Genomic DNA, 25,031 nt, shown 5'->3' on the forward strand with positions numbered 1-25,031 from the left:
TCAATCCGTGTCATAAAGCGCTGATCTCCGCCGTGCCCCGGCCGCCCGTTCGGCCTGGGCGAGTGCGCGTTGCACTTCACCGACGACGAGCCGGGCGAGGGCTTGCTCATCCATGCCCGGGGCGGGATGCACGTTGATGTTGAGCTCGCCAATCAGCGGTGCACTGCTGGCTTGGTTCGATTCCATCGACGGACGGTGGTCGATGGGTACGTCGGCGATAGCCGGCAGGCTGGCGGCGCCGATGGCCAGGCCGGCGCCGGCGCGCTTCATGCGCTGGCCGAAGGCGCCGACCTGCTTGAGCGGCCCGGATTCGCTGGCGGCCAGGCCCTGCCGGTAGCCCTCGAGGGTGTTGCGGCCGAAGCCAGCGAACACGCGGCTGGGAGAGTGGATGCCGAGCTTGTCCTTGAACCAGCCCATCACGCCGCCGGCGACGCTGCCGATCTTGTCCTTGAGCATCTGCCACTTCTCGTCGATGCCGTTGATCAGCCCCTCTAGCAGGTTGGCGCCGAAGCCGGTGAACACGCGCGAGGGCGAGTTGATGCCCAAGGTCTCCTTGAACCAGCCCATGACGCTGCTGCCCAGGCCGATGACCTTCTCCTTGAGCATGCCTAGGCCGGCGCCGATACCGCCGATCAGGCCATCGATGACGGCACCGCCCAGGGTGCCGAACTTGGCTGGCACCTCGACGCCGAGCATCTCGAGCCCGGCGACGATAGCCTTGTAGAGCAGGCCGATGGGGGACCAGTCGGCGAGCAGCCGGGTGATGCCGCCGATGCCGTTATCGAAGGCGGCTTTCACGTCGTTCCAGCGCGCGCCGAACCAGGCGCTGATCTTGTCCCAGTTCTTGTAGATGAGGTAGGTGCCGGCGGCGAGCAGGGCGACCGCGGCGACGATGGCCATGATGGTGAGCGCGGCGGGGTTGAGCGAGAGCAGGGTGAGGGCGTAGCGCACGGCGGCGATCGGACCGAGGATCGAGGCGAGCATGACGGTGAGCGTGCCGCCGGCAGCGACCACGGCGGCCAGCACGGCGGCGATGGTTGCCAGGGTGCTGGCGAGCTCGGGGTTTTCCTTCATCCAGTTGCCTACGGCGCGGGTGATCTCGGTGACGTTGCGGATGAGGTTGCGCAGCGGGCCTTCGTTGGTGTCGGTGATGGTGATGCCGACCTCTTCCCAGGCGCTGTTGAGGGCCTTGAGATCGCCGCCGATGTTGTCCTGCATGGTCTTGGCCATGCGGTCGTTCTCGCCGGCGGCGACCTGGAGTTTGGCGATCAGGTCATCGAGCGCGCCGGTGCTCATCTGGCTGACCAGCTCGGCCATGCCGGAGCCGGCCTCGGCGCCGAAAATCTTCTGAAGGTCGGATTTGCGCGCGACGCTGCCGAGATCCTGGGTGGCGGCGTTGATGTCGCGGAGGATATCGGGCATGTCGCGCATGTTGCCCTGGGCGTCGGCGACCTGGACGCCCAATTTGTCGATGACGCCAGCGGCCTCGGCGGTCGGTTCGGTCAGGCGGTTCATCATCCCGCGCAGGGTGGTACCGGCCTGCGAGCCCTGGATGCCGATGTTGCCCAGCAGGCCGGCCATGGCGCTGGCCTGTTCGAGGGTCAGGTCGAGATCCTCGGCGCCGCCCAGGTACTTGACGGTTTCGCCGAGCTTTTCGAGATCGACATTGGCGCGGCTGGCGGTGGCCGAGAGCACGTCGGCGACGTGGCCCATGGCGCCTTCCTGCTCGAGGTCGATCTTGAAGGTTCCGGCGATGTTACTGGCGATGTCAGCGGTGCGGCCGAGCTCGGTGTTGTTGGCGATCGCCAGGTTGAGCACGTCCTGCATGGAGGATTTGATCGCCTTGGCGCTCATGCCGGCGCGGAGCAGGAACTCCTGACCGCTGCCGACCTCGGTGGCGCTGAACGCCGTCGAGGCGCCTAGCTCGCGGGATTGATCCTTGAGCGCCTGGAACCGGGGGTCGTCCTTCTGGAAGCGGCCCACGGCCTGGACGGCGCTCATCTGCTCGCCGTAGTCGACGCCGGGGGCGAGCAGGCGCGCCCCGCCATAGAGCGCGGCACCGCCGGCGGCCATGCCTGTGACGCCTGCGCCGGTCATATTGTTGGCGCGGCCTATGGCACGGTGGTAGCGGTTGGCGGCCTCGGTGGCGCGCTTCTGCTGGCGAGTGACTTCGCGCAGCCGGGTGCGCTGCTGCTCGAGGCGTTCGTTGGCTTCGCGGATCTGCCCGGCCATGCGGTTCTCGGCGCTGCCCAGGTCCTTGGTCTCGATGCCGGTATTGCGCAGCCGGCCGCGCACGTCGCCGAGCTCGCGGCGTTGCTCCTCGAGCTTGCCGGTCAGGCGCTCGACCTTCTGGCGGGCCTTGAGGAAGTTCTCCTGGAACTGCCGGCTGGGGGCGTCGGTGCGCTTGAGCCCTTCGCGCATGCCGCGCAACTGTTCCTGGGCGGCGGCGAGGGCCTCGCCGTTTTCACGGGTGGCTTCCTTGAGCTTGCGGAACGAACCGAGATCGCGCTGGCCGCGCTTGAGCTTGTCGAGCTCGTCCTTACTGGCCTTGAGGGCCTCGGCGGTCTTGCCACTGCCCTGGGTGATCTTCCTGAGGGGGCCGGTGGCCTTGTCGATAGCCCGGAGCATGACTTCGAGTTTCAGGTCGCGGGCCATCGGTGAGTCCTATCGTTAGGGCTTGGTGGGCGGTTCGTGGCGGAGGCGGGCGCGCTCCCGCCAGGCCATGAGTTCGTCCAGGGGCATGCCGTCCATGTCGGCGGGCGTCCAGTGGAACACCATGGCGAGATCCGCCATGGCGTCGTCGACGCGCTCCGGCAGGCTCAGTCGTTGCTCTCGCGGGCCTTCCGGGGCAGCAAAAAACCGGCCACCACGCCGCCGAGCTGGACGAGATCGGCCGGGTCCATGTCGCGGATCTCGGCCTCGGTGAGCGCCGGCTCGGTGATGCGCGGCAGCACCTTGGTGAGCGCCGCGACGTCCATCTGCAGCACGTCGGTCAGCGCGACGCCGCGCAACGCGCCGGACTTGGGCTTGCGGACGTGGATCTCGGTGATCGGCGTCTTGCCGCGCTGAATGGGGCTGTCGAGCTCGACGGTTTCGGTCTGTTGCCTGGGCAGCTCGGCCGGGACTTCGGGCTGGGTGTCGGTGGCTTGTTCGGCCATGGGTAACTCTCCTGGGGCGATGTTCGGGCCGCCCGGGTGGGCGGCGCTGGCTGTTGGGACTCGGGGCGTTACGGCGCGCTTACAGGCCGAGTGCCTGGCGGCGCTTGGCGAGGCGATCCTCGCCGCGGACCTTGAAGACGTAGCCGGGCTTGTCCATTTCGATGATCTCTTCGCCATCGACGACGAGCTTGTAGTAGCTGAGCGTGGTGGTGACTTCCGTCGTGGAGTTGTCGCCCTTGGCGGCCTCGCCCATGGCGATGGTCTTGTGGCGGCCGCGCACGGTGATCTCGACGGAGACGACCTCGCCGGTCTCGTCGCTCTCGTAGCTGCCGGTCATGCGCAGTTGGGCGGCGTCGTGGATCGGCGAGCCGAAGGTGTCGAACAGGCCATCGACGATCAGCCCGCCGGCGGTCCAGCTCATTTCCTGCAGGGTGGCACCCATGTCGACTTCGATGGGGCCGTCCATGCCGCCGCCTTCGTACTCGACCATGCGGCGGCCGAGCTCCGGCGGCGTCAGGCTGGGGATCATGCCCTGCCAGTTGTTGCCGTCACCGAAGAGATTGAAGTCCTTGAGGATCTTGGGAAGCATTGTCTTCTCCTATCTGGTTCCCGATGCCGAACCGGCTATCAGGCGGCGGCGACCCGGTCGGCGAAGTCGACCAGGTAGCGGTCGGTGATGCGCTGACGCAGCATGAGGTTTTCCAGCGGCGGGACGGGCGTGTAGTCATAGTCGATGTACAACTTGCCGGCCTTGAGCACTTCCGGCGTGTTGATCTCGGCGTCGAACCATGCCGAGCCGCCGAGCAGGTAACCCAGGCGGATCCACTCGCGGAACTTTGCGTTGATGCCCTCGACGATGTCCTTCACCAGGCTGGGGTGCATGGGCTTGTCGACTGCCCACAGATGGGCTTCGGCAATCGTGTCGGCGATCACCTGGGCGCTGCGGGTGTAGTTCTCGAAGGCGAACAGCGGGTCGATCGAGCAGGTGCGCGAGCCCCAGAAGCGATAGCCGCCGCGGTTGATGAGCGTGGTGACTTCGTGGCTGTTGAGGTAGCCGGCGTCGGTGTTGGGGTCCTGAAGATCCCAGAACACGTCGGCGCTGATGCCGGTGACGCCGTTGACGGCCACGTTCGAAAGCGTCTTGTGCCAGCCGATCTGATTGTCGAGCTTGGCGCGCAGGCCCAGCGCGCGAGCGACGGCGGGGAAGGTGCGCGTCGAGCTGGTGGCGGTGTCGAAGCCAGTGAAGTCCGGCCAGATGACCATCGCCTCGCGAGCGCCGAAGTTCTCGCGGTACATGGCCGCTTCTTCCTTGGTCGCGCAGCCATGGGCGCTGACGTAGGCGAAGCCGCGCAGCTTCTGGGCGATGCCGATCAGTTCGCTGGCGACGTCGACGTCGTCGTATTCCGGCACACCCAGCACGCGCGGTTTGACGCCGAAGGCCTGCTCGGCGGCGAGCAGGGCCTGCATGCCGGTTTTCTTGCCGGTTAGCGGATCCACGCCGCCAATGATGTTGGCCTTGGTTTCCTCGGGAGTCTGGCCTTCGGCGACACGCACCACGACGACCATGGCCTTGGTCTGGTCGACGATGGCATCCAGACTGCGAGCCAGGGTGCCTTCCTCCCCAGCATCGCCCTGGGCGGCGTAAAGGTCGGTGACCAGGGTTTCGGTGCCTATCGGAAATGGCTCGTTCTCGCCGCCGGTGAGGTTGGTGTAGCCCACCGGGCCGACCACGCCGGTGCCGGTGCTACCGGCGGGCAGGGCGGCGGTGACCAGGGCGGCGGCCTCGGTACTGGCGGCGATGGCAGCGACGATCTCGCTGGCAGTGGTGACGATGGCGCCGTCGACGTCGGTACCCAGCGAGACGGTGATGCTCTTGGCGCTGACGGTGACGGCGAGCAGCTGATCGGCGGCGCCCGGGTCGACGTAGCGAATGCGGATCTGGTTACCGGCTGTGCCGGTATCGACGGCGGTATAGGTGACGTCGGCATTGGCGGCGGCGAAGTCGACGAGGGCGGACGCGGCGACGCCGGGCGCGGCATCCGGGGCGGTGGCGACCAGGCCGATGACGGCGGTGGCCACCGTGCGAATCGGCCGGGTGCCGCCGGAGATTTCGACGACGCGGACGCCGTGGTGGTAATCCTGGGCCATGAGGGGCTCCTGCGCAGGTTGAGCGATGGCATTGCAATGCGTGCTGCCATGCTTGCCTGCGCAGGCGCGAGGCTCTAGCGGTGGGGGTTGTGGATTGGGGAAATACAACGTGCGGGGGAGGGTGGCGAAGGACGAGTAGGGAACGTTGTAGAATTAACGCTAACAAGCATGTGGGCTAGAGGGGATGGCAGTGATACAGGTCTTTATTGAAGCAGCGGGTAGTAATTGGATTGATTGGATGGGGGCCTTGGCGTCAGTTGTGACGCTGTGGTTCGTAGCTTGGAGTGCTCACTCTCAGTGGCGAACCGGTCGAAACTCAGTGCAGCCAGTTTTTTCCGTATGGGCAAGCTACCCAGGCCATGAGGATGAACTTTGCACAGTAGAAATACACAACAAAGGATTTGGGCCAGCGGTAATTCAGGATTTCCGTGTTTTTTATAACAATAAGCAAGGTCAAGGATTTTCTCACGAAAAAGTTAGAGATGTTCTTCGAAAGGCATTTGATAAGAATATTCGTGTTTCAAGAGTTGCAGCTATGGACTTTGGCTATGCAATGGGTGCCGGTGACCACATTGAATTGGCCTCCTTTTATCCCCCTGAAGAAAATAGGCAGTCTGTGGGAGCCTGGGAACGTGTCAGGATTTCTAATGAAGCCTTAGCGGGTCATATGTCGGGTTTTTCCTTGGTTATTAGATATTCGGATGTTTATGAAAGAAAATGGATTTTCGTTACTCACCAATTTGAGGGGCACACTTTTCGGGATAAGCCTAAATCACGTACCTATCGTGAGCTGTCGTCAAAATTTGGCCACCTTCTGGACTAAACCCATCTTCGACGGTTCCAATCCTTGACTCGCCGCCTTCAGCCCATACCGCTTGGCAATCGACGCCCCATCCATCAGTTGCAATAGAGGCTGGGCCCCGCGAGCTAGTGCAGAGCACCGAGCATATCGTAGAGCCCAAGGCTGCTGGTAGAGCGCTGGATCTGCAGGGGGTGTGAGTTACCAGGTTAGGGCTGCCAGCGTATCCCGGTCCTCAGCCTCTAGTGCGGCTCTCACCTCGTCCTCCAACGCCTGACGCTTCCCCGTCGCCTGGCCGTGAGCATCGCTGAATCTTGCGGCCTTGTCGCGGATGCGGTTCACAAGCTCGAGCTTTCCGATCGGGCGGGTGATCAGCATCGAATCGAGGTAGGGGGTCGTCGGCTCGGTACCGGCCTGGTCGTTGCCGTCGGGGTCGTACCATGCCCACCAGGCGTCCGCCTGGGCTTCTTGCTTGTCGAAACTCAGCGTTTCATCGCGCGGGTATTGATCGAGGATCGCTTTCAGCGCGGAGGCATAGCCGGCGTTGATGCGGGCGAGCGCGGCGGTGGCAAGGTCGTCGAGCGGTGTGGGCGGCGCCTCATTGAGCGCACCCCCGGGCGGCTCGATGCCTAGCTCGGCAATCTCGTGGCGCTCCCCGTCATCTGTCCAGTAGACATGGCCGCGCCAGTCAGGCACGACCTGCCAAGCTCCGCCGATAGCTTGTGCGGCTTCGTGCTCGCCGGTCGGCGGTGGGGCTTCGGTCATCGCACTGCCGGGGATTTTTGGCTGTCCGCTCATCGGGTCGATCGGACACTCGCGGCCAGCGGGGTCGATGATCGTCTGGTCGACTGGATTAATGTCCCAAATGCGAGTCATGGTGGACCTCAAATCTTGGTCAGGTAGATGACGGCATTGTTGCGGGACCGGGTTTCGGCCGCTGTCCGCGCAACACGCGATGCGTTAAACGAGATATTCCAAGTGGCTTCACCAGACCCTGCGGCAGTATCGGTTGTCCCGCCATCTTGGACAGCTGTAAACACTCCAGTCGGATTCAGCCCTAACGGGTTCGCCACAACTCTGGCGATTGAGCCTGTGATGTTCTGCAGCGCATCGACCTGGTGAGATCCCATCTCTCGGCCAGCATCGACCCCGCGCCCCCTATCTAGGCCCCGCTTGAATTCACCTCGGTCATCGGGAAGATTGAACGTCGTAGCGCCATTTCCGACGCCATGCGTCGTACCGAAAGCGGCATAGATACGGCGATAGGCTGAGCGGCCAATCGCTGCACCATCATTCTCCACGTAACCTTCGGGCAGCGTCGTCGAACGCCATTCGATAACCGTCCCAGGGCGCACGCCATGCCACTCCATCCAGACATGCGGACGGTTGGCGACGTTGGTCGGGTCGACGCCCTTGACCGTGCCGGCCTGGTCGCGGTCGTAGAACTCGTAGAACCGGCCATCCGAGCCGCGAGTGATCTCGCCGGTGGTGTACGTGCGGGCGGCATCGTAGGTAGAGAACTGGTCGCCAGACCGTGAAGCGGCAATTGCAGCTTTCACACCCGCCGCGTCAGGAAACTTGTCGGCGGCGCCGGCCTTGGCCTCGTCTGTCGTAGCTTTTTCAACGACTCCGGCTAGGGTCGTTGTCGCTGCCTGCTGGTTGCCGCTGTGTAGTATCTCCACCCACGGCGTCCAGCCTGACGTGCTGAGTGTGCCGGTACGAGCACGCAGCCATAGACGATTCTCATAGGTCCGGCTGAACCTCTGCATTGGCAGGTCGGCGCTTTCCCTGTTTATTACCTCTATGTATCCGGCGCCGCTGATGGGCCCGTTCACCAAAGCAACCCCACCCACATACAAATAGAGGCCGGGGCGGGTCACCGTGTTCAGGTCTGTGCCACCGGGCAGGTCGATGGCGCCGCCAACGCTGTGATGCAGCAGCGTGGCTTTCAAGGCGGCGGAGTCGGGGAACTTATCGGGCGTGCCGTTCTTAGCCTCTGTGGGCGTGGCTTTCTCGACAAACCCCAACGCCGTCGTCGTCGCTGCTGGATGGTTGCGGCTTTGCTCATGCTCGGCTACCGAGTCATCGATATAAGAGCGTGTTGCGAGCACGACGCTCGGGTCGACCTTCAACTCGACGTTTGCGGTGTTGCTGACGATGAGGTGCATGCGCACCACCTGGTTGCGTCCCGAGCCCTGTGCGAGCAGCGGTTTATAGCTGGGCGCGCAGTTGGCGACGGCGACGAAGTCACCATCCTCGTCCTCGAGGCCGAGCTCGCGGATCCACCAGCCGCCAACATTGGGTGGCAGCACCAGTTCGGCGATCAGGATCGCGGGGTTGGCCGGATCGACGAATAGCTGGTTGATCGCAGCCCGGTAAACCTGATTGATCAATCCTGCCTGCTCGGGAGCCGGTACCGGGTCAGTGCCATTGGCATCGCCCAGCAACATATGGGTGAGCTTCCAAGGGATCTTCAGCGCGTTGGCATTGGCCTGCTTGGCCTCGCCGATGTCGGTCAGGAAACCGCCAAAGGTGGAGTTTTCGTCAACCATAGAGATGGATTTCCAGTGTGTCGGTGGTGGTGGTGGCCACGGCATGCCGCGAGTGGCAGATGACATCGATGTCGGGCGTCTCCCAGGGCAGCACGTCGAGTTCGTCCCCGTCGTAGACGGAAACCCCGACATGGGTCATCAGAGAGGTGCTCAACGTGATGTCGAGGCCGGTGATATGGCGAGTCAGTGGTTTGGCGTCGGCGATCAGCCGCTCGAGCTCGACGAACATCTCTTCGGTGATGCCGGTGTCGAGCACGCCGATCCTGAGTGCGAAGGTGCCGCGCTGACCCTCGGGCTGGGTCTGCCACCATTCGGTGACTTCCAGCAGATAGCCGAGCGGCTCGACGACGCGTCGCAGAGCGCTGATCGTCCCCTTCTTGCGGTGTACATAGAACGAGCTGCGGATCACCGCGCGCTTGGCGGCTTCCGACCAGGTCGGATCCCAACGATCGACCGAGAAGGTCCATGCCAGATAGGGCAGCAAATGGGCCGGGCACCGGTCGGGGTGCCAGAGATCGCGTAGCGGTACCGGGACGCACTCGATCTCGGCGAGCGCCGTCGCGGCGGCGCGTTCGAGGAACGACGCATTGGGGGGTAGCAGCGTCCAGATATCAGCCATTGCTCGACCCCAGGGTGACGTCGATGCCCGTGCAATGCCCGGCCTGGGTACGGTCGAACAGGATGTGGCCCGCCGGTGAGATCAGCTCTACGTGCTTGACCCCCTCGACATGCAGCTTGGCTTCGATGGCGTCGGTGTAGATGCTGCGGCCGAGCTTGCGCTGCTCGATGCGGTACTGCTCAGCGCGGGCCAGGGCGCTTTCGAGAATGAGCTCCTGCTCGGGGCCAAAGCCTTCATGCAAGTGCAGCACGGCCTGGATGGCGTATTCGGTGATCGCTGCGGATTGAACGGTGACGCGATCGCAAACCGGACGAATGTCCTCGGGAGTGAGCGCGTCGTAGACGATATCGAGTAGGTCTTGGCTGGCCGTGCCGTTACCGAGGCGTGAAAGCACCGTGACCAGCGCGTCGCAGGGTTCCGGCGAAAGCGCGGAGACATCGGCGACGCGACCGTCGGCGCTGCGGGCGTAGAATTCATAGGCCCCGGTCGGCCCAGCCACGCTGAGCCCCTCGAAGGCCTCGGGCCCTCGCAGACGGAGATCATCGTCCGGTTCCAGCGTCGGCGGGACAGGTGGTACAGCACCTGGGTCGCCTGGGTCCACGGTCAGGCGCTGGACGTTGAAATTGGCGACCAGGTTATCGAGGTCACCCTTTCCTGAGTGAGCGATCATCACGGCTTTGGCCGCTTCGTTGACGCGCTGCCGCCAGTGCAGTTCGCGGTAGGCGTTCTCCTGGCACAGTTTAGTGAGCGGCTCGGACTCGAGCTCGAGCGTGGCGGTTATGCTGGCCTGTTCGTCGGCTGGGTAGAGTGCGATCAACGCGGCCTTGCGCTCGGCGAGGATGGTCTCGAAGTCGAGGGATTCGACGATGGCCGGGGCGGGCAGGCGCGAGAGGTCGATAGGACTGCTCATGCGGCGGCTCCCGCGATCGGAACGTCGAGGATGACCTCTCGGCCATCCGCCGTCTGGCCTTGGATCTCGAGTGAAGCGGTACCGGGACGCTTGGCGCTGACGCTTCTATGAATGGCCGTCACGCGGATGCGTGGCTCCCAGCGCATGATGGCCATGACGCTAGCCGCGTAGGCGCGCAGCAGCGTGGCGTCGTGAAGCGGCTGGTCGATCAGGTCGGGAAGCAGCGAGCCGTAGTCGCGGCGCATGACGCGGCTGCCCAGGGGCGTGGTTAGAATGTCGGCGACGGATTGGCGGATGTGCTCGAGCTCGCCGAGTGAGCCGCCGGTGATGCGGTTCATGCCGGGCATCAAACGGGCCCTCCGCTGTTACCGCCACCCGGGACGACGCCACTGTGCGGGTGGTCATAGCCGACGTTCTTGTCGTTGTGGGTGAGGGTTCCGCCGTCCTGGGCATAGCTGCCCTGGCGGGTCATGTCGCCTTGGTGGCCGATATCGCCGAGCCACGATGTGCCGCCGGGGGCCTCGATCTCGATGCGTCCCGGCAGCTTGATGCGCAGCACTTTGGCGGCGTGGTCGTATTCGAACAGGCCTTCATCGGGGAACAGCCGGCGCCACAGATCGGCGCTGGCCGCCGGCGCGGGGTGGGCGGCGCTGAACAGGCCGGTGATGGCGATGCCGCCGGCGGGATCGCCGCCGGGGGAGAGCAGGATGACCTGCTCGCCCACGGTCGGCGGGTCCCAGTCGCGGGTAGTGCCGGCGCGCAGGGTCAGCCACTGCAGCCAGTCGGTGAGCAGTTCGCCGGATTTCACGCGTACGCGCGCGGCGTCGTGGTCGACCTCGGCGATGGTGCCGATGCGGACCAGGTTGTGAATCAGGCGTAGGAGTTCGGCGGCGCCGAGCATGCGTTCGTTCATGCCGCCATGCTTGCCCGCGCGGGCGCTCGGCTCTAGCGGTGGGCGTTGTCGATGGGGCGTTTACAACGTGGCGAGGTGATCGATCAGGCTGTCGCGGATCAGCTCGCGGTCGGCGGCGCTGAAACCGACCAGGCGGCGCGCGGGGTAGTCATACATGGGGCCGTCGCGATCGACCCGGGCGCGCAGGCCCTTCTGATGGACGCGGGCAATGCGCGCGACCCGGCCGACGAAGCCGACCTCGGCGGTGTCGCCGTTGCCCTTGGCCTTGAGGTACTTGGCGGTTCGTATCTTCGAAAACATGGCCTTGCGGCGGATGGCCCCTTGCTGGGCGCGATGCTGTGGTTTGCGGGGCTCGAACGGGGTGCCGTCGGGGTTTTGCTGGGCCTTGATGCGCTCGCGCTGGGCACGGCGCAAGTCGAGGGCGACGCGCCGGGTCAACGCGCGGCGTTGCCGGGGCTCGAGCCGGGCGATCAGCGGAGCGGCCCACTCCTCGAGCGCGTCGAGATCATCCATCGCTGGGCGCGCCCCATTCGCTGGTTAGCTGGTGGTCGTCCTGGCTCGGCCCTTTGACGTAGAGCCGCCAGTGGGTGGCTGGGCAGGCGTCGATGGGGTATTCGGGCATGCGGTGCTCGGCGGTGATGCGCCCGGCGGCGCAGTCGACGAGGGCGACGACGCGCTCGGTGAGCGTGACGGTCAGGGCCAGGTCCCAGCGGTCGTTGTCGAGGATCTCGGCCCCGAACTGGACGGCCTCCTCTGGAACCAGGTCTGGCTGGTAGTGGGCGAGCCACTGCAGCAGCGGAATCATCACCGCGTCGAGCTCGCCGGCGTAGTCGGTGAGCACGATCTGCGCGGGCACACGGTACTCGTGGCTCAGGTGCTGGCCACGGTGGAAGGCGACGCGGCCGTCCTGGATGAAGGTCAGCAGCCGGTCGGGGTTGCGCTGCAGATCGGGGACGCTATTTATCAGGTACTGACGCAGGGCGGTGAGCTTCTTCATCGCGTGTCGATCTCGTCCATGAGGCGGCCGCGCTTACCGCGCAGCGTGTCGACGATCTTTTCGCCGGAGCGCCCGGCGATGTAGCCACCGACGCCCATCGTCATGAGATCCCATAGCTGCTCGGGCAGGGCCAGCTGCAGGCCGACGCCGAACATGGCACCGAGATACGGGGCGAGCAGGTAGTTGTTTGCGACGATCGCGACGATGACGATCATCAGCAGCGGCCGCCAGTTGCGTTGTAGCCAGGACTCGCCGGTGGCCTCGGCGAGCACCACCTTCATGCGTGCCTGCAGGCCGGCATCCTGCTGGTCGATCAGGCGACGCTTCAACTCGGCCTTGAGCCGAGCGGCCTGGTCCTTGTCGGTGATGGCCTGGTCGATTACGTCGAACACCGGGCCGGCGACGGTGCCGAGGATGTTGCCGATCAGATTCATCCGTTCCACCTCGCGGGGCCATCAGTGCGCGTGTCGACGTGGGTGAAGGTTGCGTAGCGTCCGAGGCTGGCCTCGGGGAAATGGGCATCGATCCAGGCGTGCACGGTATCGGGGGCGACGCCGGCGACGGCGATGTCGGTGGCACGTCCAAGCAGGTGTTGGCTGTGGGTGGCGCCCCCGATCCTTCGGTTGTGTGCGGGGCAGCGGCAGCCGCTGTTGACGGTGACGGGGACGCCGAAATGGTCCCTCACAGCCTGGACGATCTCGAGCGTTCGTGCGTCGATGGTGTCGAAGCCGCAGCCACAGTGGCAGGCGAATTCGTGGCGTTGAAAATCGGGGCTGATGCGTGTCATGGGTGGTGTTCCTCCAGGGTGCTAATGCGTTGCTTGAGGTCGCGCACGTCGTCCTGCAGCGCGCCGATCTCGCGGGTGGCGTCGGTTTTGCGGTAGTAGAGGTTGCTCCAGTCGCGCAGGTCGCGACGCAGACTCGCAATCTGGTCGCCCTGGTAGATCAGTCGTTCCTGGAGCGCGGCGTTGTCCTCACCGAGCGACACCAGCTTGAGGCCGGCCCAGCCCAGCAGCCCGACCAGCAGAAGCTGGATGCCGGTCTGCAGGTGCCGCTCGAACATCGATGGCTTCACTGTTCCGTCCTGGGCCATTACGCAGCCTCCCGGTGGCTGCTCGCTGGCCTGTTGCGTGTGGTCTGGGGTCCCATGGTTCCTCTGCTTGTCAGTCCCACAGCTGCACGGTCTTGGCGCGCCGCGGTTGTCGTGTATCGACCTCGGGCAGCGTGACGGCGGTGCCCTGGGGCAGTACCGGGCCGAGTTCGGCCAGGCCGGGGTTTAGGGCGAGCACCTGTTCGGTGACGCCGGCGGTGCGGCCCAGCACGCGATGGCACAGCCGGTCGACGGTGTCGTTCTGGTGGGCGCGCACGACGCGGGGCATCAGACCAATCCTCCGGGAGAGGATTGGAACAGCGCGCAGCGCTGGCCCGACGGGTGAACGACAGGGATGTCGTTCATATCAGCTCCACGGTTGTATGGGTGCGGCCCTCGATCTCGGCGACGGCGTAGCGCGCGTCGCGGCGGTAGTCGTCGGCGGCTTCGTTCTTTGCCTCGCCACGCTCGTCGCCCTCGGCCGTGGCGCTGACGTCGCGATAGCGCTCGAGCAGGTTGGCGTGGGCTTCGGCATGGACGGCACGAACGTAGAGCAGGCGATGGTGGCCGGCGGTCTGCCAGGCTTCGAGCGGCACGCTGTCGACGTCGCCATGCCCGGCCTCGACCTGGGTGGCCTGCCAGTCGGCGAGCTGCCGATTGACCGAGGCCATGGCAACGCGCAGCGCGGTGGTCACGCGCGGCTGGGTGATGGTGGTATCGATGCGATGCTGGACGCGGAAGTCGTCGGGATCGAGCGCCGGCCAGAAGGCGTTGTTGGCGATCTCGGCGGCTTCCGCCGGTGTGTGGGTGCCGTAGGCGACGAGTGACATTGCGGGGCCCTCAAGAACGGGGGTGGGCATGGCGTCGAGCCGTGAGCGAGCTCCGCTCTAGCCATGCGCCCCCGTGACGTCGGCGTGCGACTCGGTGGCGTCAGGCCGGGGCGTTGCCGCCCGGGCCGTTCACGTTCTGCTGTTTGAGCTCGCGCTCGAGCTTTTCGATGTCCTTCTTCACCCCGACGCGCTCGTTCAGCGACAGGGCGCGCTTGAGATGGTCGATGGCTTCCCGGGCGTGGCCGCCCTTGTCGCGATAGGCATAGCCCAGCGCCTTGTGCAGCTTGGCGCGGATGGGGTCGTGCATATCGGCGTCGCGGGTGAGCGCCTCGACGCGACTCAGGTGCATGACCAGCTCGGCGGCGGTGTGGCCCTTGTCGGTCTCGTCGGCGCTGGCTTTCTCGAGCAGCGCCAGGGCTTCCTCGGCGGCCTGCTCGGTGACCAGTGAGGGTGTGTCGCGCTCGTAGCGATCGGGCGTTTCCAGGCCGTGGCGCAGGGCGTATTCGGCGATGGCCAGGCCGCCGGCGAGGTCGCCGATGTCGAACCGCCACAGCATGACGGTCATCAGCACATCGTCCTGGGCGCCGTTGCCGCCCTCGAGCACGCCGGCGACATAGGCGTCGAACTGCGGCAGCAGCTCGCGCTTTCGGGCGACCTTGGCCTCGAGGGACTTGATGCCCTTGAGGGTTCGGCGGGCCTCCCACAGCGCGGCGGCGTGGATCTCGTACTGCTCGCCGGCCTGTTGCCGGCCGGGCTGGGTGTCACCGGCCGCCCGGGCGGCGGTGACCTGTTGGAAGCGCTTGCGCGCGGGGCTGAGCATGGCGGTGCGATCTCCTTACGCGGCGGTGGTCCAGTCGCCGAAGACGATGTTCTCGACGAGGCAGCCGAAGCCGTAGTCCTCGACCACGTAGGCGTCGTTCGAGCTCTCGTAGTTCTCGACGCGATTGCGCTTGGGGTTCTCCTCGAGGTAGCGGCGGCGGCTGCCGTTCTGCCAGTACAGCGAGAGGTTTTCCGGCGGGGTGATCAGCAGGGTGCCGTCGGGCATGAACGGGACCCGCGCGGCCTGCTGGCCGCCCATGCGCTTCTGGCTGACGATCATGTCCAGCGCCCGCTGCTCGGTGGGCTGCTGGTACTCGCTTATCAGTGGGAAATACTTGTCGGCGAGGATCTTGCGGCCGCAGATCGCGCGAAGGTCGGTGGATTCCTGGAACCAGGGATCGAGCATTTCGTTGACGACGTCATAGACCAGGGCGTCGAGGTTCTCGTAGTCGCCGCCGGGCCCGACGCGCACCTCGCCGACATTGGCGCCTTCGCGGAGCACGCGCGCGGGGGCGTGGTCGCGGTACTGCTGCAGCCAGCCGATGTTGACGTCCTGCAACAGCGGGTTGGTCGCGCGGTCGGTCTCGACGGCGGCGGAGGTGCCGTTGAAGCCGATCATGATGCGATCCAGCGCTTGCTGGCGAACGATGGCGTTGCGCACCCGGGTCTGAAAATCCGGGAACTTGGCCCAGGCGTCGAGCTTGGCCCAGGTGATGTGGGTGTCGAACTCGGTCGGCGCGCACTCGTAGTCGTGGGCTTCGAGGGCGGAGACATCGGTGGTGGTGCGGTCGCGTTGGGTGACGTCGGTGCGGCTGGCGATCGGCCCGGTGACGCCGAGGCCCAGCTTCTGGCCCTTGAGCTCGTCGACGCCGACGACGTTGATCGCGCTCAGGAACTGGCTCGATTCCTGGATCTTGGATTCGAGGGTCTGCTGAACCGTGGGCTCGATCGCGAACTGCTCCTTGGCGCTGGGCACGCCGGAGAGCTCGGCAATACGGTCGAGCAGGCGGTTGTAGGCAATGCGGGTGTCTTTTTTCATGGTCTCTCAGCTCAGCAGTCGGTTTGTACGACGCCACCGTCACCACCGGTGGCGGCGCTGCGGGTGGGCGTATCGGGGGTGTTGTCGAGCTGGGTGTACAGCTCGTCGAGGCGGCGCTGTGTCGTGGCGTGGGCGTCCTTCAGCTCAGTGAAAGCGGCGGCCGTGGGCCGGGCGGCCAGGTCGTCGGCCATGGCGGCATGGCGCTGCACGAACAGCTCGAGGGTCTGCTCGAGCTCGGTCCGGAAGTCGGCGAAGCCCTGGTCGGTCTTGGCGTCGTGCTTCTTGAACAGCGCCTTGACCCGCTCGGCCAGGCTGGGGCCCTGGTTTTCCGGCGCGGGGGCGGTGAAGTCCAGGTCGGTTTCGAGCGCGGCGGTGAACAGGTTCTCGGGGCGCTGCTTCTTGTGGGCCAGCGGGGAGTCGGCGCCTTTCTGGGCGCTGAACTGCAGCATGTCGGTGCCCAGGCTGGCCGGGGAGTCAGTGACCGCGAGGCCGACCAGGTAGGCCTCGCCTGTGCTGGCGAAATCCGGGTCGACTTCGATGCTGGTGTAGATCTTCTGGCGTTCGCCGTTGATCTGCTTGAGCTTGTCGGTGGGGTCGATATCGGCGAATAGCGTCAGCTTGCCGTCGACCTCCTCGGCCTTGACCGCGGTGACATCGCCCAGGGCGGGGAACGGCCCGTCGGCGAACAGGCCCCGGGTGTGTTCCAGCCAGACGCGGGCGCCGTACTTGGCGCGGTCGAAATTCTTGGCCATCTGTTCGATCCACTGGCGTGAGATCGAACGGCCGTCGGTGGTGGCGCCTTCGGTGGCGACTTTGAACCAGGGCATGGGCTTCCTCGGGGTTGCGGAACCGGATGTTGCCGTCAGGTTCCGCGCCCGGGCTTGCCCGCTCAATTGATTGCCGTTGTAGACGCCTGATTCACAACGGGATGACGAATTGCCCGCTGCCGCGCGCGGTTACGCTGGCGGCATGACGACGATGCCCCCCGATACCCTTGAATCCCCACGCCTGACGGCCCGACACCTGTACTGGCAGGGCTGGCGAGTCGCGCGTATCGCCGAGCTGATCGGCGAGAAAGCCGCCACGGTGCATAGCTGGAAGCAGCGCGACCGCTGGGCGGAGGCCACCCCGACCGAGCGGGTCGAGGGGGCGCTCGAAGCGCGCATGGTGCAGCTGATCGCCAAGGAGCCGAAGGAGGGGCGGGACTACAAGGAGCTCGATCTGCTGGGCCGGCAGATGGAGCGGATCGCGCGGGTGCACCGCTACCAGGAAAGCGGCAAGGAGGCCGATCTCAACCCGGCCATCAACGCCCGCAACGAGGCGCCGCGCAAGCGCAAGCAGCGGCGCAACCACCTCGACGAGGAACAGCTCGAGCTGCTCAAGGCGGCGTTTCACGACTCGCTGTTCGAATACCAGGCGACCTGGTACGACGCCGGTCAGAAGCACCGGATCCGCAATATCCTCAAGAGCCGCCAGATCGGCGCGACCTGGTTCTTCGCCCGGGAGGCGATCGTCGATGCCTTCGAGACGGGCCGCAACAAGATCTTCTTGAGTGCCTCGAAGGCGCAGGCCCATATCTTCAAGAACTACATCGTCCAGTTCGTGAAGGACACCTGCGACGTGGAGCTCAAGGGCGATCCGCTGGTGTTGGACAACGGCGCGGAGCTGCACTTCCTCGGCACCAACAGCAAGACCGCGCAGGGCTACCACGGCGACGTCTATCTGGACGAGTACTTCTGGATCCATCGCTTCCAGGAGTTTCGGAAAGTCACCAGCGGCATGGCGATGCACAAGAAGTGGCGCCAGACGTACTTCTCGACGCCGTCGAGTCTGGGGCACGAGGCCTACCCGTTCTGGTCCGGCGAGCTGTTCAACAAGCGCCGCGCCAAGGCGGATCGCGCCGATTTCGATGTGTCCCACGCGGCCTGCGCCGGTGGACAGCTGTGCGCCGATGGTCAGTGGCGGCAGATCGTCACGGTGGAGGATGCGATCGCCGGCGGCTGCGACCTGTTCGATCTGGAGCAACTGCGCCTCGAGTACTCCGACGAGGAGTTCGCGAACCTGCTGATGTGCCAGTTCGTCGACGATTCGCAGAGCGCGTTTCCGCTGGCGATGGTGCACCCCTGCATGGTCGACAGCTGGGAGGTGTGGGACGACTACCGGCCGTTCGCACCGCGCCCGGTGGGCGATCGGGGCGTGTGGATCGGCTACGACCCGACCGGCACCGGCGAGGATGGCGACGGCGCGGGCCTGGTGGTGGTGTTACCGGCGCGCTCGGCCGAAGAGAAGCACCGGGTGCTCGAGCGGCATCGGCTGAAAGGCGAGGACTACGAGGCTCAGGCGGCGTTCATCAAGCGCTTCCGCGACACCTATCGCATCGAGCATATCGGCATCGATGTCAGCGGGCTGGGCGAGGCGGTGGCCGAGCACGTGGCGAAGTGGTTCCCGACCGTCACCCGCTACCGCTACGACCCGGCGGTGAAGGGCCGCCTGGTGATGCAGGCCCAGCAGATCATGCGCAAGAACCGGCTGGAGTTCGACGCCGGTTGGAGCGACCTGGCGCAATCGTTCATGGCGATCAAGCGCGAGCTGACGCCGTCCGGCCGTCAGTACACCTACACAAGCGGGCGCAGCAAGGCGACCGGCCACGCCGACCTGGCGTGGGCGACGATGCATGCGCTGAGCCACGAACCGATCGACGGCCCCGCCGAGGGCGCCGGCCAATCCGTGATGGAGATCTACGAATGAGCACGACCGCAGACAAGCCGCGCATCCGAGTGCCGGCGTATAAGACCGACGGCAGCGGCCCGGGGCGGATGGAGGCGTTCAGCTTCGGCGATCCGGAGCCGGTCACGAGCATGCGCGACGTGTTCTACGAGGGGGTGTGGCTTTCGGGCGACGAGTGGTACGAGCCGCCGGTGCCGTTGTCGGTTCTGGCGAAGTCCTACCGGGCGACGGCGCATCACGGCTCGGCCTTGCAGGTGAAGCGCAATATCCTGCTGAGGACGTTCCAGCCGCACCCGCTGCTGGGCCGCCAGGCTTTCTCGGCACTCGCCCTGGATTATCTGGTGTTCGGCAACGGCTACCTCGAGGAAGTGCGGGGCCGGCTGGGCAAGCCGTTGCCGTTCCGCCACCTGCGCGCCAAGTACGTGCGCCGCGGCGGCAAGCAGGCTGATCGCTACTGGTGGGTGCCCAACTACCTGGACCGGGTCGAGCTGCCGAAAGGGCGGGTGGTGCATCTGCTCGAGCCGGACATCGATCAGTCGATCTACGGCGTGCCGGATTATATCGGCAGCCTGCAGAGCGCCTGGCTCAACGAGAGCGCGACGCTGTTCCGCAGGCGCTATTACCTCAACGGCTCGCATGCCGGGTTCATCATGTACGTCAACGACCCGGCGCATGACCAGAAAGACATCGATGCGATGCGCCAGGCCCTCAAGGAGAGCAAGGGGCCGGGCAACTTCCGCAACCTGTTTCTCTACTCGCCCAACGGGAAAAAGGATGGGGTGCAAGTGATCCCGGTCAGCGAGGTGGCGGCGAAGGATGACTTCTGGAACATCAAGTCGATCACCCGCGACGACCAGCTTGCAGGGCATCGGATTCCACCGCAGCTGATGGGCATCATCCCGCAGAACACCGGTGGGTTCGGTGACGTCGAGAAGGCGGCCAAGGTGTTCGTCGCCAACGAGCTCGAGCCGCTGCAGGCGACGATGATGGAGATCAACGAGCGGATGGGCGAGGAGATCGTCCGGTTTCGGCCGTACTCCCTGGATGGCGACGGGGGCTCGTCGCTGGATCCCACGAAGTGATGCAAGACCGCGCAGGAACGAAGCCGTCCACTGGGCGGCTTAGCTATTTGGTCCACACTGAATGGTCATGGATCGATTGACAATCGGAGAACTAAACAAGCCGAACTGGTTACCAGTTACCATTGTGGACTGGTCACCAGTGCGCTGAAGGATGCTATAACCTTTAGCTCCACAGAGGTTACCCGCCTTTTTTGTACAGTATCCCCAGTTGAGCGCACTGCCCGAGCAATCAATCGTGTATCCCTTTGCTCCACTTGGTGTGTAGGTTTCGCTGGCCGTCGCACAAGCGGTGAGAACTGAAACAAGCATCAATGTGAAAATTGGTCTCATCATTTCCCTGGTCATCCTTTGTAGTTATTCGTACTCAAGCAGTCTCGCTGAACGCAGCGAACTCGACAAGATGAGATCGCATCGAGATGCGGCGGCGTTCGCCGGGCTCGTCATAAACACCGCTCAGATTCGCTACACGGTAGAGGGACGCGCAACCGGTAAGCTCGAAAGTCAGACCGCCCAGATGGGGCGGCCTCTTGGTTCAGCCTGGCGTGCGTCTTGGATCCGCACCACGCGGGTAGGTACGCTCTTCCTGGATCGTGCCGTCTTCCTTGTGAATCTTCACCGAGCCGGTCTTCCCGTCCATGTACTCGCGCATGTAGTCCACCACTTCCGCCTTGGTGCCACTGCGCTTGATCGCTCGGTCACTGCCTGTCTTCTGGAACTTCCAAGTCTCGCCATCTTTGCTGATGTGATAGTTGTCCATGTGAGCTCCTGATCGCTGGCTTCATCAGCAGCGTAGACCATCACCGCCAGCTGCAGCCGCCAGCCCCTAGCGGCGCCCCATCGCGCGCCGTCGACACCCCGCCCCGCCCGCGCTCTAAACAGATCAGTTTTTAGACGCTCATGCACTATGAGCCGAGGGCCGCCGTTGCTGGGCTGCGCAGGAGTTTTCGGGAGATCATTTATTATTCGGATCCATGCAGATCGATGCGGTTTTCCACAGGCGGTTTAAATGGCTGGGCGGCACTCGATTGGAGATCGACGAGAAACGGGATAGATATCGGAGAGGTTGCTACAAATCTGCTACTCGGAGGCTACCAGGCGCATGGTTGCGGGAGAGTTCTTCAATCCATCATCGGCGCGACAGAGAAGGTACGGTCAAGATTGGCCATGGCGGTATGCATAGACAGAAAGCTGAGTTGGCCGAGTATTCTATCAGCACGCGAGTCGTGTTTCAGCCAGCGAGAATGAGCCGTCGATAATGTCGCGTCGAAGTGGTCGGGTACTGCAGACGACAACGCAATCGTGCTGAATTTTTTGCGGGATGATTAACCTGGGTTAATTCACTACTGCTCGAAAGCTGGCAGATTGGCCATGTCGGTGTCGTTGCAGCGCTGGCTTGCCGGCTGCGGCGGTGTCGCCCCTCGACGAACCCCCGACCGCCCATCGGTCGGGGTCTTTTTATCGGTGGTTTTCAAGCGCTGGTGACGATCAGCCAAAGAGAACTGCAAGCCAGGTTTACAGGCCATAATCCTCGGGGTCTTCGCCTTGTTCGCGCAGAAAAGCGGCGATTAGATCGTCTTCACCGTCGTGATCGGAGCCGCTGCGGTAGGCGAATTCGATGAGCTGTTCTTCCTCGAATCCATCATACCATTGCAGCTCCTTGTAATCGCTGGTGGCATACCAGTCGCTGGCATCTTCGTAGCTGTCGAATAGCATGGGCATGAGCCGGCTCCTTCGCTGCTAGCGCTTTTTGCAACGTAGGTCCGGATAGCCAGCCTCGCAAGTCGCGTTATTGGGGCACGCTCACCCACCCCAGGGCGTCGATATTGTCCAGCCGCCAGCGGGCGCGCACCTGGCCGACCAGCGTGAAGGACAGTGTTTCCGGGGCAACGGTATCCAGATGCTGCGATTCATCGCTGATGCTGACGTCGCCATCGAGGGTTTTCGAAAGGTAACGAATCACCAGTTGATCGAAGCGCTCGAGCACGTACAGGCCGTCTCTATCGAAATTCTTGAGTGGCAGGATAGCCGCCAGGTCGCCCTCGGCAAGGAAATCGAAACGCTCGCCGTTGCCTGGAGTCACCAGATGACAGTCGCGGGTCAGGTGCGGCACTGGCAACCCGCCGAGAAGCGGCATGAGGGTTTTTCCCTGGCGTAGCCAGGGAGCGGGTTGATGTACTTGCATATACAACACCCCACCCTGGACAGGCGGAGCGGGTGTGCCATCCAGCAGGTCACTGAGTGTACAGTCGAGTGCCTCGGCGAGCGCCAGCAAGCGCTCATGCCCGATCTGTTTTATCGTGCCCGATTCCCAATAGGAAATGGTGACGTCGGAGACGCCGACTCGGCGCGCGAGGGCGGCTTTGCTCAAGCGAGCCTGCACTCGTAGCCGTTTTATGCGGGATCCCAATGCGTCCATCGATGCATCTCGCCATAACGTGAACGCGTTAGCATAACTAGACATTGCCGAAGTTTGTTTCGGGTTAAGGATACTCATTCCAATTTAGGAATGAGGCGCCGGCAGGAAACTAGCTTAGTCTATCGCGCAGGTGAAATGTATACGCTGGTTGGGTCGCGGTGTCAGCAGGCCTGGAGCCGTAGATTCCCGTGGCCGGGGTAAAAGGCGCCGACTGCTCGGCGAGCAGCCGTTGGCGCTAAGTATCGTTGCACTGAAGGCTCCATCGGCGCGGGTTGCCCGGGCGATGGTTCCGCCGATGAAACGATGGCGTTTCGTCGGCAGATGCACGCAGTATAGGTAGTCGTGCTTTGCGGAATAAGTGGGTACAATTGAAAACCAGTGTTTCCAAAATGGAAACCTTTGCTATTCAATAACCCGGAGGTTCCGCTTGGCGACATTGGATGCCTTGAAGGTTTTCGTTGAAGTGGTGCGCGCCAAGAGCTTTACCGCGGCGGCAAGACGCTTGGGTATTTCAAAGTCGTTGGCCTCCAAGCGGGTCGCGGCGCTGGAGGAGGAGTTGGGAGTGAGCCTGCTCAACCGCTCCACTCGCTCGCTGCATATTACCGAGGCCGGCCAGATCTACTACGAGCACGGCCTGCGCATTCGTGACGAACTGGCCGCTGCCGAGGCGCAAGTGCAATCGGTGACGGCGCGCCCGCGCGGACAACTCAAGGTCAGCGCCCAGGTCAGCTTCGGCTTCATGTATCTGGCGATACCCACCACGGCATTCATGCGCCGCTATCCGGATATCGCGGTGGAGATACTGCTCGAGGATCAGCGCTTCGAGCCGATCGACGACTCGGTCGACCTAGCCATTCGCATGGGGCCCTTGCCGGCATCGAGTCTGGTGTCCCGCCCCTTGTGCAAGGTGGTCTACGGTTTATATGCCGCGCCGGAGTATCTGGCGCGCGCCGAGAGGCCGCAGCATCCTCGCGATATCGCCGAGCACGATAGCGTGTTTTACGGCAATTACGATTTGGGCGCTCACTGGCGCTTCTCGCTCAACGGCCAACCCCTGGATGTCGAGCCCAATTCGCGGCTGGTGATCAATAATCTATTGGGTGTGGTCGAAGCCGCCAAGGCCGGTTTCGGGCTGGCCTATCTGCCCACGTTTTCCGCGCGCGCCGCGGTCGCCAACGGTGAGTTGGTGCCACTTCTGCAACCGTATTGGAATGAGCACGGCAGCATGCTGGTGCTGTTCCGGTCGCGCAAGTACCTCCCCGACAAGACGCGTGCCTATCTGGATTTCATTACCGAGTGGTTTCGCGAAAACCTGGTGCTCTAGGTCGTCACGGCTGCTGGGCGGATGGCGAGTGCGTATAATGCCCGGCATTCACTGAGCCAACGGAACGGATGAGATGACCGTACGCACTCGAATCGCCCCGTCACCCACCGGCGACCCGCATGTCGGCACCGCCTACATTGCACTGTTCAATCTATGCTTCGCTCGCCAGCATGGCGGCCAGTTCATTCTGCGCATCGAGGACACCGATCGTCAGCGCTCGACCGCCGAATCGGAGCAGATGATCTTCGACTCGCTGCGCTGGCTGGGTCTGGAATGGGACGAAGGCCCCGATGTCGGCGGCCCGCATGGCCCGTACCGACAGAGCGAGCGCGGCGATATCTACGCTGAGCACGCGCGCCGACTGCTCGAGGCCGGTCATGCCTTCAAGTGCTACCGCACCAGCGAGGAGCTCGACGAACTGCGCGAGGCACGCAAGGCTGAAGGATTGCACCTGGCGCTCAAGCCGGCGGATCTGGCGCTGCCGGCCGATGAGGTGGCGCGGCGTGAAGCCGAGGGCTGGCCCCATGTGGTGCGTATGCAAGTGCCGGGCGAGGGCACCTGTGTCGTCAACGACATGCTGCGCGGTGACATCGAGGTCGACTGGGCGCAGGTCGATGCGCAGATCCTGCTCAAGTCCGATGGCATGCCGACCTATCACTTGGCCAACGTGGTCGATGACCATTTGATGGCGATCACCCATGTATTGCGTGGCGAGGAGTGGATCAACTCGGCGCCCAAGCACCAGTTGTTGTACGAATACTTCGGTTGGGACATGCCGGTGCTGTGCCACATGCCGCTGCTGCGCAATCCCGATAAATCCAAGCTCTCCAAGCGCAAGAACCCGACCTCGATCAATTATTACCGCCGCATGGGATTTCTGCCGCAGGCGGTGATCAACTACCTGGGCCGCATGGGCTGGTCGATGCCCGATGAGCGCGAGAAATTCACCCTCGACGAAATGATGGCGCACTTCGATATTCAGCGCGTATCGCTGGGCGGGCCGGTGTTCGACCTGGAGAAGCTGACCTGGCTGAACGGCGTGTACATTCGCGAGGACCTCGATGACGCAGCGCTGCTCGAGGCGCTGCGTGACTGGGCCTTCAACGAGGCCTACGTCGGCCGGATACTGCCGCAGGTACGCCCGCGCATCGAGACGCTGTCCGATGTCATGCCGCTGGCCGGGCATTTCTTCGCCGGGCTGCCGCGTATCGACGAGCACAGCTTCGCCGAGATCAAGCTCGAACGCGGCGAACTGGTCAAGCTGCTGCAATTTCTGATCTGGCGCCTGGAGGCCGTGTCGCGCTGGGACAAGGAGAGCCTGCTGGCCGAGATCAAGCGGCTGGGTGAGTTTTTCGATTTGAAGATGAAGGTGCTGCTGGCGCCGGTGTTCATTGCGATCACCGGCTCGGCGACGTCGACCTCGGTCATCGATGCCATGGCCATCCTCGGCTCGGACGTGACCCGGGCGAGACTACGCCACGCCGTCGACGTGCTGGGTGGCGTTTCCAAGAAGCAGGCCAAGAAGTTCGAGAAGGAATTTCGCGAACTGTGATTCGCTAGCCGGCTCCGGGCCGAGCTCGTGATTGCATAGTCGAAAGTCGATAACGGC

General features: G+C 64.1%; 29 protein-coding genes. 5 read left to right on the forward strand and 24 right to left on the reverse strand.

Translation table 11 applies throughout. The features are described from left to right. The 5 genes from BLR92_RS00335 to BLR92_RS00355 all read right to left on the reverse strand — a co-directional run bounded on the left by BLR92_RS00335 (nucleotide 1) and on the right by BLR92_RS00355 (nucleotide 5,306). On the reverse strand, nucleotides 1-2,655 hold the full coding sequence (locus BLR92_RS00335) for a phage tail tape measure protein (RefSeq protein WP_089724415.1): 2,655 nt from the start codon (nucleotides 2,653-2,655) through the stop codon (nucleotides 1-3). Between the two features lie 15 nt (nucleotides 2,656-2,670). Then, complete coding sequence (locus BLR92_RS00340; RefSeq protein ID WP_089724417.1) at nucleotides 2,671-2,793, reverse strand: GpE family phage tail protein; 123 nt, start codon at nucleotides 2,791-2,793, stop codon at nucleotides 2,671-2,673. Between the two features lie 26 nt (nucleotides 2,794-2,819). After that, entirely contained in the window at nucleotides 2,820-3,158 is a 339-nt protein-coding gene (locus BLR92_RS00345; protein WP_089724419.1) for a phage tail assembly protein, read from the reverse strand. Between the two features lie 79 nt (nucleotides 3,159-3,237). Further along, nucleotides 3,238-3,747, reverse strand: a complete 510-nt coding sequence (locus BLR92_RS00350; RefSeq protein WP_089724420.1) for a phage major tail tube protein — start codon at nucleotides 3,745-3,747, stop codon at nucleotides 3,238-3,240. A 38-nt stretch (nucleotides 3,748-3,785) separates the two neighbouring features. After that, the gene (locus BLR92_RS00355; protein ID WP_175488687.1) at nucleotides 3,786-5,306 is read right to left on the reverse strand and encodes a phage tail sheath protein; all 1,521 of its coding nucleotides are present in this window, start codon (nucleotides 5,304-5,306) and stop codon (nucleotides 3,786-3,788) included. 184 nt (nucleotides 5,307-5,490) lie between these two features. On the opposite strand from BLR92_RS00355, the gene BLR92_RS19490 reads away from it, so the two are divergent. Further along, on the forward strand, nucleotides 5,491-6,129 hold the full coding sequence (locus tag BLR92_RS19490; protein ID WP_139171554.1) for a hypothetical protein: 639 nt from the start codon (nucleotides 5,491-5,493) through the stop codon (nucleotides 6,127-6,129). A gap of 177 nt (nucleotides 6,130-6,306) precedes the next feature. Here BLR92_RS19490 and BLR92_RS00365 read toward each other — a convergent pair whose 3' ends face one another. From BLR92_RS00365 to BLR92_RS00440, 16 genes are all read right to left on the reverse strand, one after another. Then, nucleotides 6,307-6,981, reverse strand: coding sequence for a hypothetical protein (locus tag BLR92_RS00365; protein WP_089724423.1), 675 nt, complete (start codon nucleotides 6,979-6,981; stop codon nucleotides 6,307-6,309). A gap of 8 nt (nucleotides 6,982-6,989) precedes the next feature. After that, nucleotides 6,990-8,657 (reverse strand): phage tail-collar fiber domain-containing protein, encoded by a 1,668-nt coding sequence (locus tag BLR92_RS00370; RefSeq protein WP_089724425.1) that lies wholly within the window; start codon nucleotides 8,655-8,657, stop codon nucleotides 6,990-6,992. Then, entirely contained in the window at nucleotides 8,650-9,276 is a 627-nt protein-coding gene (locus tag BLR92_RS00375; RefSeq protein ID WP_089724427.1) for a phage tail protein I, read from the reverse strand. The genes BLR92_RS00370 and BLR92_RS00375 overlap by 8 nt, the downstream gene beginning before the upstream one ends. Further along, a complete protein-coding gene (locus tag BLR92_RS00380) occupies nucleotides 9,269-10,186 on the reverse strand; it encodes a baseplate J/gp47 family protein (RefSeq protein ID WP_089724429.1) in 918 nt (305 codons plus the stop codon). The genes BLR92_RS00375 and BLR92_RS00380 overlap by 8 nt, the downstream gene beginning before the upstream one ends. Then, nucleotides 10,183-10,533 carry a GPW/gp25 family protein gene (locus BLR92_RS00385; protein ID WP_089724430.1) on the reverse strand — a complete coding sequence of 117 codons (351 nt, stop codon included), beginning with the start codon at nucleotides 10,531-10,533 and terminating at the stop codon, nucleotides 10,183-10,185. The genes BLR92_RS00380 and BLR92_RS00385 overlap by 4 nt, the downstream gene beginning before the upstream one ends. Then, the gene (locus BLR92_RS00390) at nucleotides 10,533-11,099 is read right to left on the reverse strand and encodes a phage baseplate assembly protein V (protein ID WP_217636510.1); all 567 of its coding nucleotides are present in this window, start codon (nucleotides 11,097-11,099) and stop codon (nucleotides 10,533-10,535) included. The genes BLR92_RS00385 and BLR92_RS00390 overlap by 1 nt, the downstream gene beginning before the upstream one ends. Nucleotides 11,100-11,159: 60 nt before the next feature. Next, entirely contained in the window at nucleotides 11,160-11,612 is a 453-nt protein-coding gene (locus tag BLR92_RS00395; protein WP_089724432.1) for a phage virion morphogenesis protein, read from the reverse strand. Further along, complete coding sequence (locus tag BLR92_RS00400; RefSeq protein WP_089724433.1) at nucleotides 11,605-12,096, reverse strand: phage tail protein; 492 nt, start codon at nucleotides 12,094-12,096, stop codon at nucleotides 11,605-11,607. Before BLR92_RS00400 ends, BLR92_RS00395 begins: the two co-directional genes overlap by 8 nt. Next, the gene (locus BLR92_RS00405; protein WP_089724435.1) at nucleotides 12,093-12,530 is read right to left on the reverse strand and encodes a holin family protein; all 438 of its coding nucleotides are present in this window, start codon (nucleotides 12,528-12,530) and stop codon (nucleotides 12,093-12,095) included. Before BLR92_RS00405 ends, BLR92_RS00400 begins: the two co-directional genes overlap by 4 nt. Next, nucleotides 12,527-12,883 (reverse strand): D-Ala-D-Ala carboxypeptidase family metallohydrolase, encoded by a 357-nt coding sequence (locus BLR92_RS00410; RefSeq protein WP_089724437.1) that lies wholly within the window; start codon nucleotides 12,881-12,883, stop codon nucleotides 12,527-12,529. The genes BLR92_RS00405 and BLR92_RS00410 overlap by 4 nt, the downstream gene beginning before the upstream one ends. Then, a complete protein-coding gene (locus BLR92_RS00415; protein ID WP_089724439.1) occupies nucleotides 12,880-13,188 on the reverse strand; it encodes a hypothetical protein in 309 nt (102 codons plus the stop codon). Before BLR92_RS00415 ends, BLR92_RS00410 begins: the two co-directional genes overlap by 4 nt. 70 nt (nucleotides 13,189-13,258) lie before the next feature. Next, nucleotides 13,259-13,474 carry a tail protein X gene (locus tag BLR92_RS00420; protein ID WP_089724441.1) on the reverse strand — a complete coding sequence of 72 codons (216 nt, stop codon included), beginning with the start codon at nucleotides 13,472-13,474 and terminating at the stop codon, nucleotides 13,259-13,261. A gap of 73 nt (nucleotides 13,475-13,547) precedes the next feature. Then, nucleotides 13,548-14,015 carry a head completion/stabilization protein gene (locus tag BLR92_RS00425; RefSeq protein ID WP_175488688.1) on the reverse strand — a complete coding sequence of 156 codons (468 nt, stop codon included), beginning with the start codon at nucleotides 14,013-14,015 and terminating at the stop codon, nucleotides 13,548-13,550. Nucleotides 14,016-14,115: 100 nt separating this feature from the next. After that, nucleotides 14,116-14,835: a phage terminase small subunit gene (gene gpM / locus BLR92_RS00430; RefSeq protein ID WP_089724445.1), complete on the reverse strand. Its 720-nt coding sequence runs from the start codon at nucleotides 14,833-14,835 to the stop codon at nucleotides 14,116-14,118. 15 nt (nucleotides 14,836-14,850) lie between these two features. Beyond that, nucleotides 14,851-15,873, reverse strand: a complete 1,023-nt coding sequence (locus BLR92_RS00435; RefSeq protein WP_089724447.1) for a phage major capsid protein, P2 family — start codon at nucleotides 15,871-15,873, stop codon at nucleotides 14,851-14,853. An 11-nt stretch (nucleotides 15,874-15,884) separates the two neighbouring features. Then, the gene (locus BLR92_RS00440) at nucleotides 15,885-16,700 is read right to left on the reverse strand and encodes a GPO family capsid scaffolding protein (RefSeq protein ID WP_089724449.1); all 816 of its coding nucleotides are present in this window, start codon (nucleotides 16,698-16,700) and stop codon (nucleotides 15,885-15,887) included. A 142-nt stretch (nucleotides 16,701-16,842) separates the two neighbouring features. Between BLR92_RS00440 and BLR92_RS00445 the strand changes: the two genes are divergently transcribed. Both BLR92_RS00445 and BLR92_RS00450 read left to right on the forward strand, forming a co-directional pair. After that, complete coding sequence (locus BLR92_RS00445) at nucleotides 16,843-18,621, forward strand: terminase large subunit domain-containing protein (RefSeq protein WP_089725906.1); 1,779 nt, start codon at nucleotides 16,843-16,845, stop codon at nucleotides 18,619-18,621. Further along, the gene (locus BLR92_RS00450) at nucleotides 18,618-19,682 is read left to right on the forward strand and encodes a phage portal protein (protein WP_089724451.1); all 1,065 of its coding nucleotides are present in this window, start codon (nucleotides 18,618-18,620) and stop codon (nucleotides 19,680-19,682) included. The genes BLR92_RS00445 and BLR92_RS00450 overlap by 4 nt, the downstream gene beginning before the upstream one ends. Before the next feature lie 532 nt (nucleotides 19,683-20,214). Here the strand turns inward: BLR92_RS00450 and BLR92_RS00455 are convergent. From BLR92_RS00455 to BLR92_RS00465, 3 genes are all read right to left on the reverse strand, one after another. After that, nucleotides 20,215-20,439 carry a DUF2188 domain-containing protein gene (locus tag BLR92_RS00455; protein ID WP_089724453.1) on the reverse strand — a complete coding sequence of 75 codons (225 nt, stop codon included), beginning with the start codon at nucleotides 20,437-20,439 and terminating at the stop codon, nucleotides 20,215-20,217. Nucleotides 20,440-21,194: 755 nt separating this feature from the next. After that, entirely contained in the window at nucleotides 21,195-21,401 is a 207-nt protein-coding gene (locus tag BLR92_RS00460; protein WP_089724455.1) for a hypothetical protein, read from the reverse strand. Nucleotides 21,402-21,468: 67 nt separating this feature from the next. Beyond that, nucleotides 21,469-22,050 (reverse strand): helix-turn-helix domain-containing protein, encoded by a 582-nt coding sequence (locus tag BLR92_RS00465; RefSeq protein WP_245703848.1) that lies wholly within the window; start codon nucleotides 22,048-22,050, stop codon nucleotides 21,469-21,471. A 475-nt stretch (nucleotides 22,051-22,525) separates the two neighbouring features. Between BLR92_RS00465 and BLR92_RS00470 the strand changes: the two genes are divergently transcribed. Both BLR92_RS00470 and gltX read left to right on the forward strand, forming a co-directional pair. Beyond that, nucleotides 22,526-23,422, forward strand: a complete 897-nt coding sequence (locus tag BLR92_RS00470) for a LysR family transcriptional regulator (RefSeq protein ID WP_089724459.1) — start codon at nucleotides 22,526-22,528, stop codon at nucleotides 23,420-23,422. A 73-nt stretch (nucleotides 23,423-23,495) separates the two neighbouring features. Next, nucleotides 23,496-24,974, forward strand: coding sequence for a glutamate--tRNA ligase (gene gltX / locus BLR92_RS00475; RefSeq protein ID WP_089724460.1), 1,479 nt, complete (start codon nucleotides 23,496-23,498; stop codon nucleotides 24,972-24,974). The last annotated feature ends 57 nt before the right edge of the window (nucleotides 24,975-25,031 follow it).

Source organism: Modicisalibacter muralis, from assembly GCF_900102945.1.
Classification (GTDB): Bacteria; Pseudomonadota; Gammaproteobacteria; order Pseudomonadales; family Halomonadaceae; genus Modicisalibacter; species Modicisalibacter muralis.

Excerpts from the sequence above, each read along its gene's own strand:
- BLR92_RS00335 (WP_089724415.1), bottom strand. The coding sequence starts at position 2,655 with ATGGCCCGCGACCTGAAACTCGAAGTCATGCTCCGGGCTATCGACAAG.
- BLR92_RS00340 (WP_089724417.1), bottom strand. The coding sequence starts at position 2,793 with ATGGCGGATCTCGCCATGGTGTTCCACTGGACGCCCGCCGACATGGAC.
- BLR92_RS00345 (WP_089724419.1), bottom strand. The coding sequence starts at position 3,158 with ATGGCCGAACAAGCCACCGACACCCAGCCCGAAGTCCCGGCCGAGCTG.
- BLR92_RS00350 (WP_089724420.1), bottom strand. The coding sequence starts at position 3,747 with ATGCTTCCCAAGATCCTCAAGGACTTCAATCTCTTCGGTGACGGCAAC.
- BLR92_RS00355 (WP_175488687.1), bottom strand. The coding sequence starts at position 5,306 with ATGGCCCAGGATTACCACCACGGCGTCCGCGTCGTCGAAATCTCCGGC.
- BLR92_RS19490 (WP_139171554.1), top strand. The coding sequence starts at position 5,491 with ATGGCAGTGATACAGGTCTTTATTGAAGCAGCGGGTAGTAATTGGATT.
- BLR92_RS00365 (WP_089724423.1), bottom strand. The coding sequence starts at position 6,981 with ATGACTCGCATTTGGGACATTAATCCAGTCGACCAGACGATCATCGAC.
- BLR92_RS00370 (WP_089724425.1), bottom strand. The coding sequence starts at position 8,657 with ATGGTTGACGAAAACTCCACCTTTGGCGGTTTCCTGACCGACATCGGC.
- BLR92_RS00375 (WP_089724427.1), bottom strand. The coding sequence starts at position 9,276 with ATGGCTGATATCTGGACGCTGCTACCCCCCAATGCGTCGTTCCTCGAA.
- BLR92_RS00380 (WP_089724429.1), bottom strand. The coding sequence starts at position 10,186 with ATGAGCAGTCCTATCGACCTCTCGCGCCTGCCCGCCCCGGCCATCGTC.
- BLR92_RS00385 (WP_089724430.1), bottom strand. The coding sequence starts at position 10,533 with ATGCCCGGCATGAACCGCATCACCGGCGGCTCACTCGGCGAGCTCGAG.
- BLR92_RS00390 (WP_217636510.1), bottom strand. The coding sequence starts at position 11,099 with ATGAACGAACGCATGCTCGGCGCCGCCGAACTCCTACGCCTGATTCAC.
- BLR92_RS00395 (WP_089724432.1), bottom strand. The coding sequence starts at position 11,612 with ATGGATGATCTCGACGCGCTCGAGGAGTGGGCCGCTCCGCTGATCGCC.
- BLR92_RS00400 (WP_089724433.1), bottom strand. The coding sequence starts at position 12,096 with ATGAAGAAGCTCACCGCCCTGCGTCAGTACCTGATAAATAGCGTCCCC.
- BLR92_RS00405 (WP_089724435.1), bottom strand. The coding sequence starts at position 12,530 with ATGAATCTGATCGGCAACATCCTCGGCACCGTCGCCGGCCCGGTGTTC.
- BLR92_RS00410 (WP_089724437.1), bottom strand. The coding sequence starts at position 12,883 with ATGACACGCATCAGCCCCGATTTTCAACGCCACGAATTCGCCTGCCAC.
- BLR92_RS00415 (WP_089724439.1), bottom strand. The coding sequence starts at position 13,188 with ATGGCCCAGGACGGAACAGTGAAGCCATCGATGTTCGAGCGGCACCTG.
- BLR92_RS00420 (WP_089724441.1), bottom strand. The coding sequence starts at position 13,474 with ATGCCCCGCGTCGTGCGCGCCCACCAGAACGACACCGTCGACCGGCTG.
- BLR92_RS00425 (WP_175488688.1), bottom strand. The coding sequence starts at position 14,015 with ATGTCACTCGTCGCCTACGGCACCCACACACCGGCGGAAGCCGCCGAG.
- gpM (WP_089724445.1), bottom strand. The coding sequence starts at position 14,835 with ATGCTCAGCCCCGCGCGCAAGCGCTTCCAACAGGTCACCGCCGCCCGG.
- BLR92_RS00435 (WP_089724447.1), bottom strand. The coding sequence starts at position 15,873 with ATGAAAAAAGACACCCGCATTGCCTACAACCGCCTGCTCGACCGTATT.
- BLR92_RS00440 (WP_089724449.1), bottom strand. The coding sequence starts at position 16,700 with ATGCCCTGGTTCAAAGTCGCCACCGAAGGCGCCACCACCGACGGCCGT.
- BLR92_RS00445 (WP_089725906.1), top strand. The coding sequence starts at position 16,843 with ATGACGACGATGCCCCCCGATACCCTTGAATCCCCACGCCTGACGGCC.
- BLR92_RS00450 (WP_089724451.1), top strand. The coding sequence starts at position 18,618 with ATGAGCACGACCGCAGACAAGCCGCGCATCCGAGTGCCGGCGTATAAG.
- BLR92_RS00455 (WP_089724453.1), bottom strand. The coding sequence starts at position 20,439 with ATGGACAACTATCACATCAGCAAAGATGGCGAGACTTGGAAGTTCCAG.
- BLR92_RS00460 (WP_089724455.1), bottom strand. The coding sequence starts at position 21,401 with ATGCCCATGCTATTCGACAGCTACGAAGATGCCAGCGACTGGTATGCC.
- gltX (WP_089724460.1), top strand. The coding sequence starts at position 23,496 with ATGACCGTACGCACTCGAATCGCCCCGTCACCCACCGGCGACCCGCAT.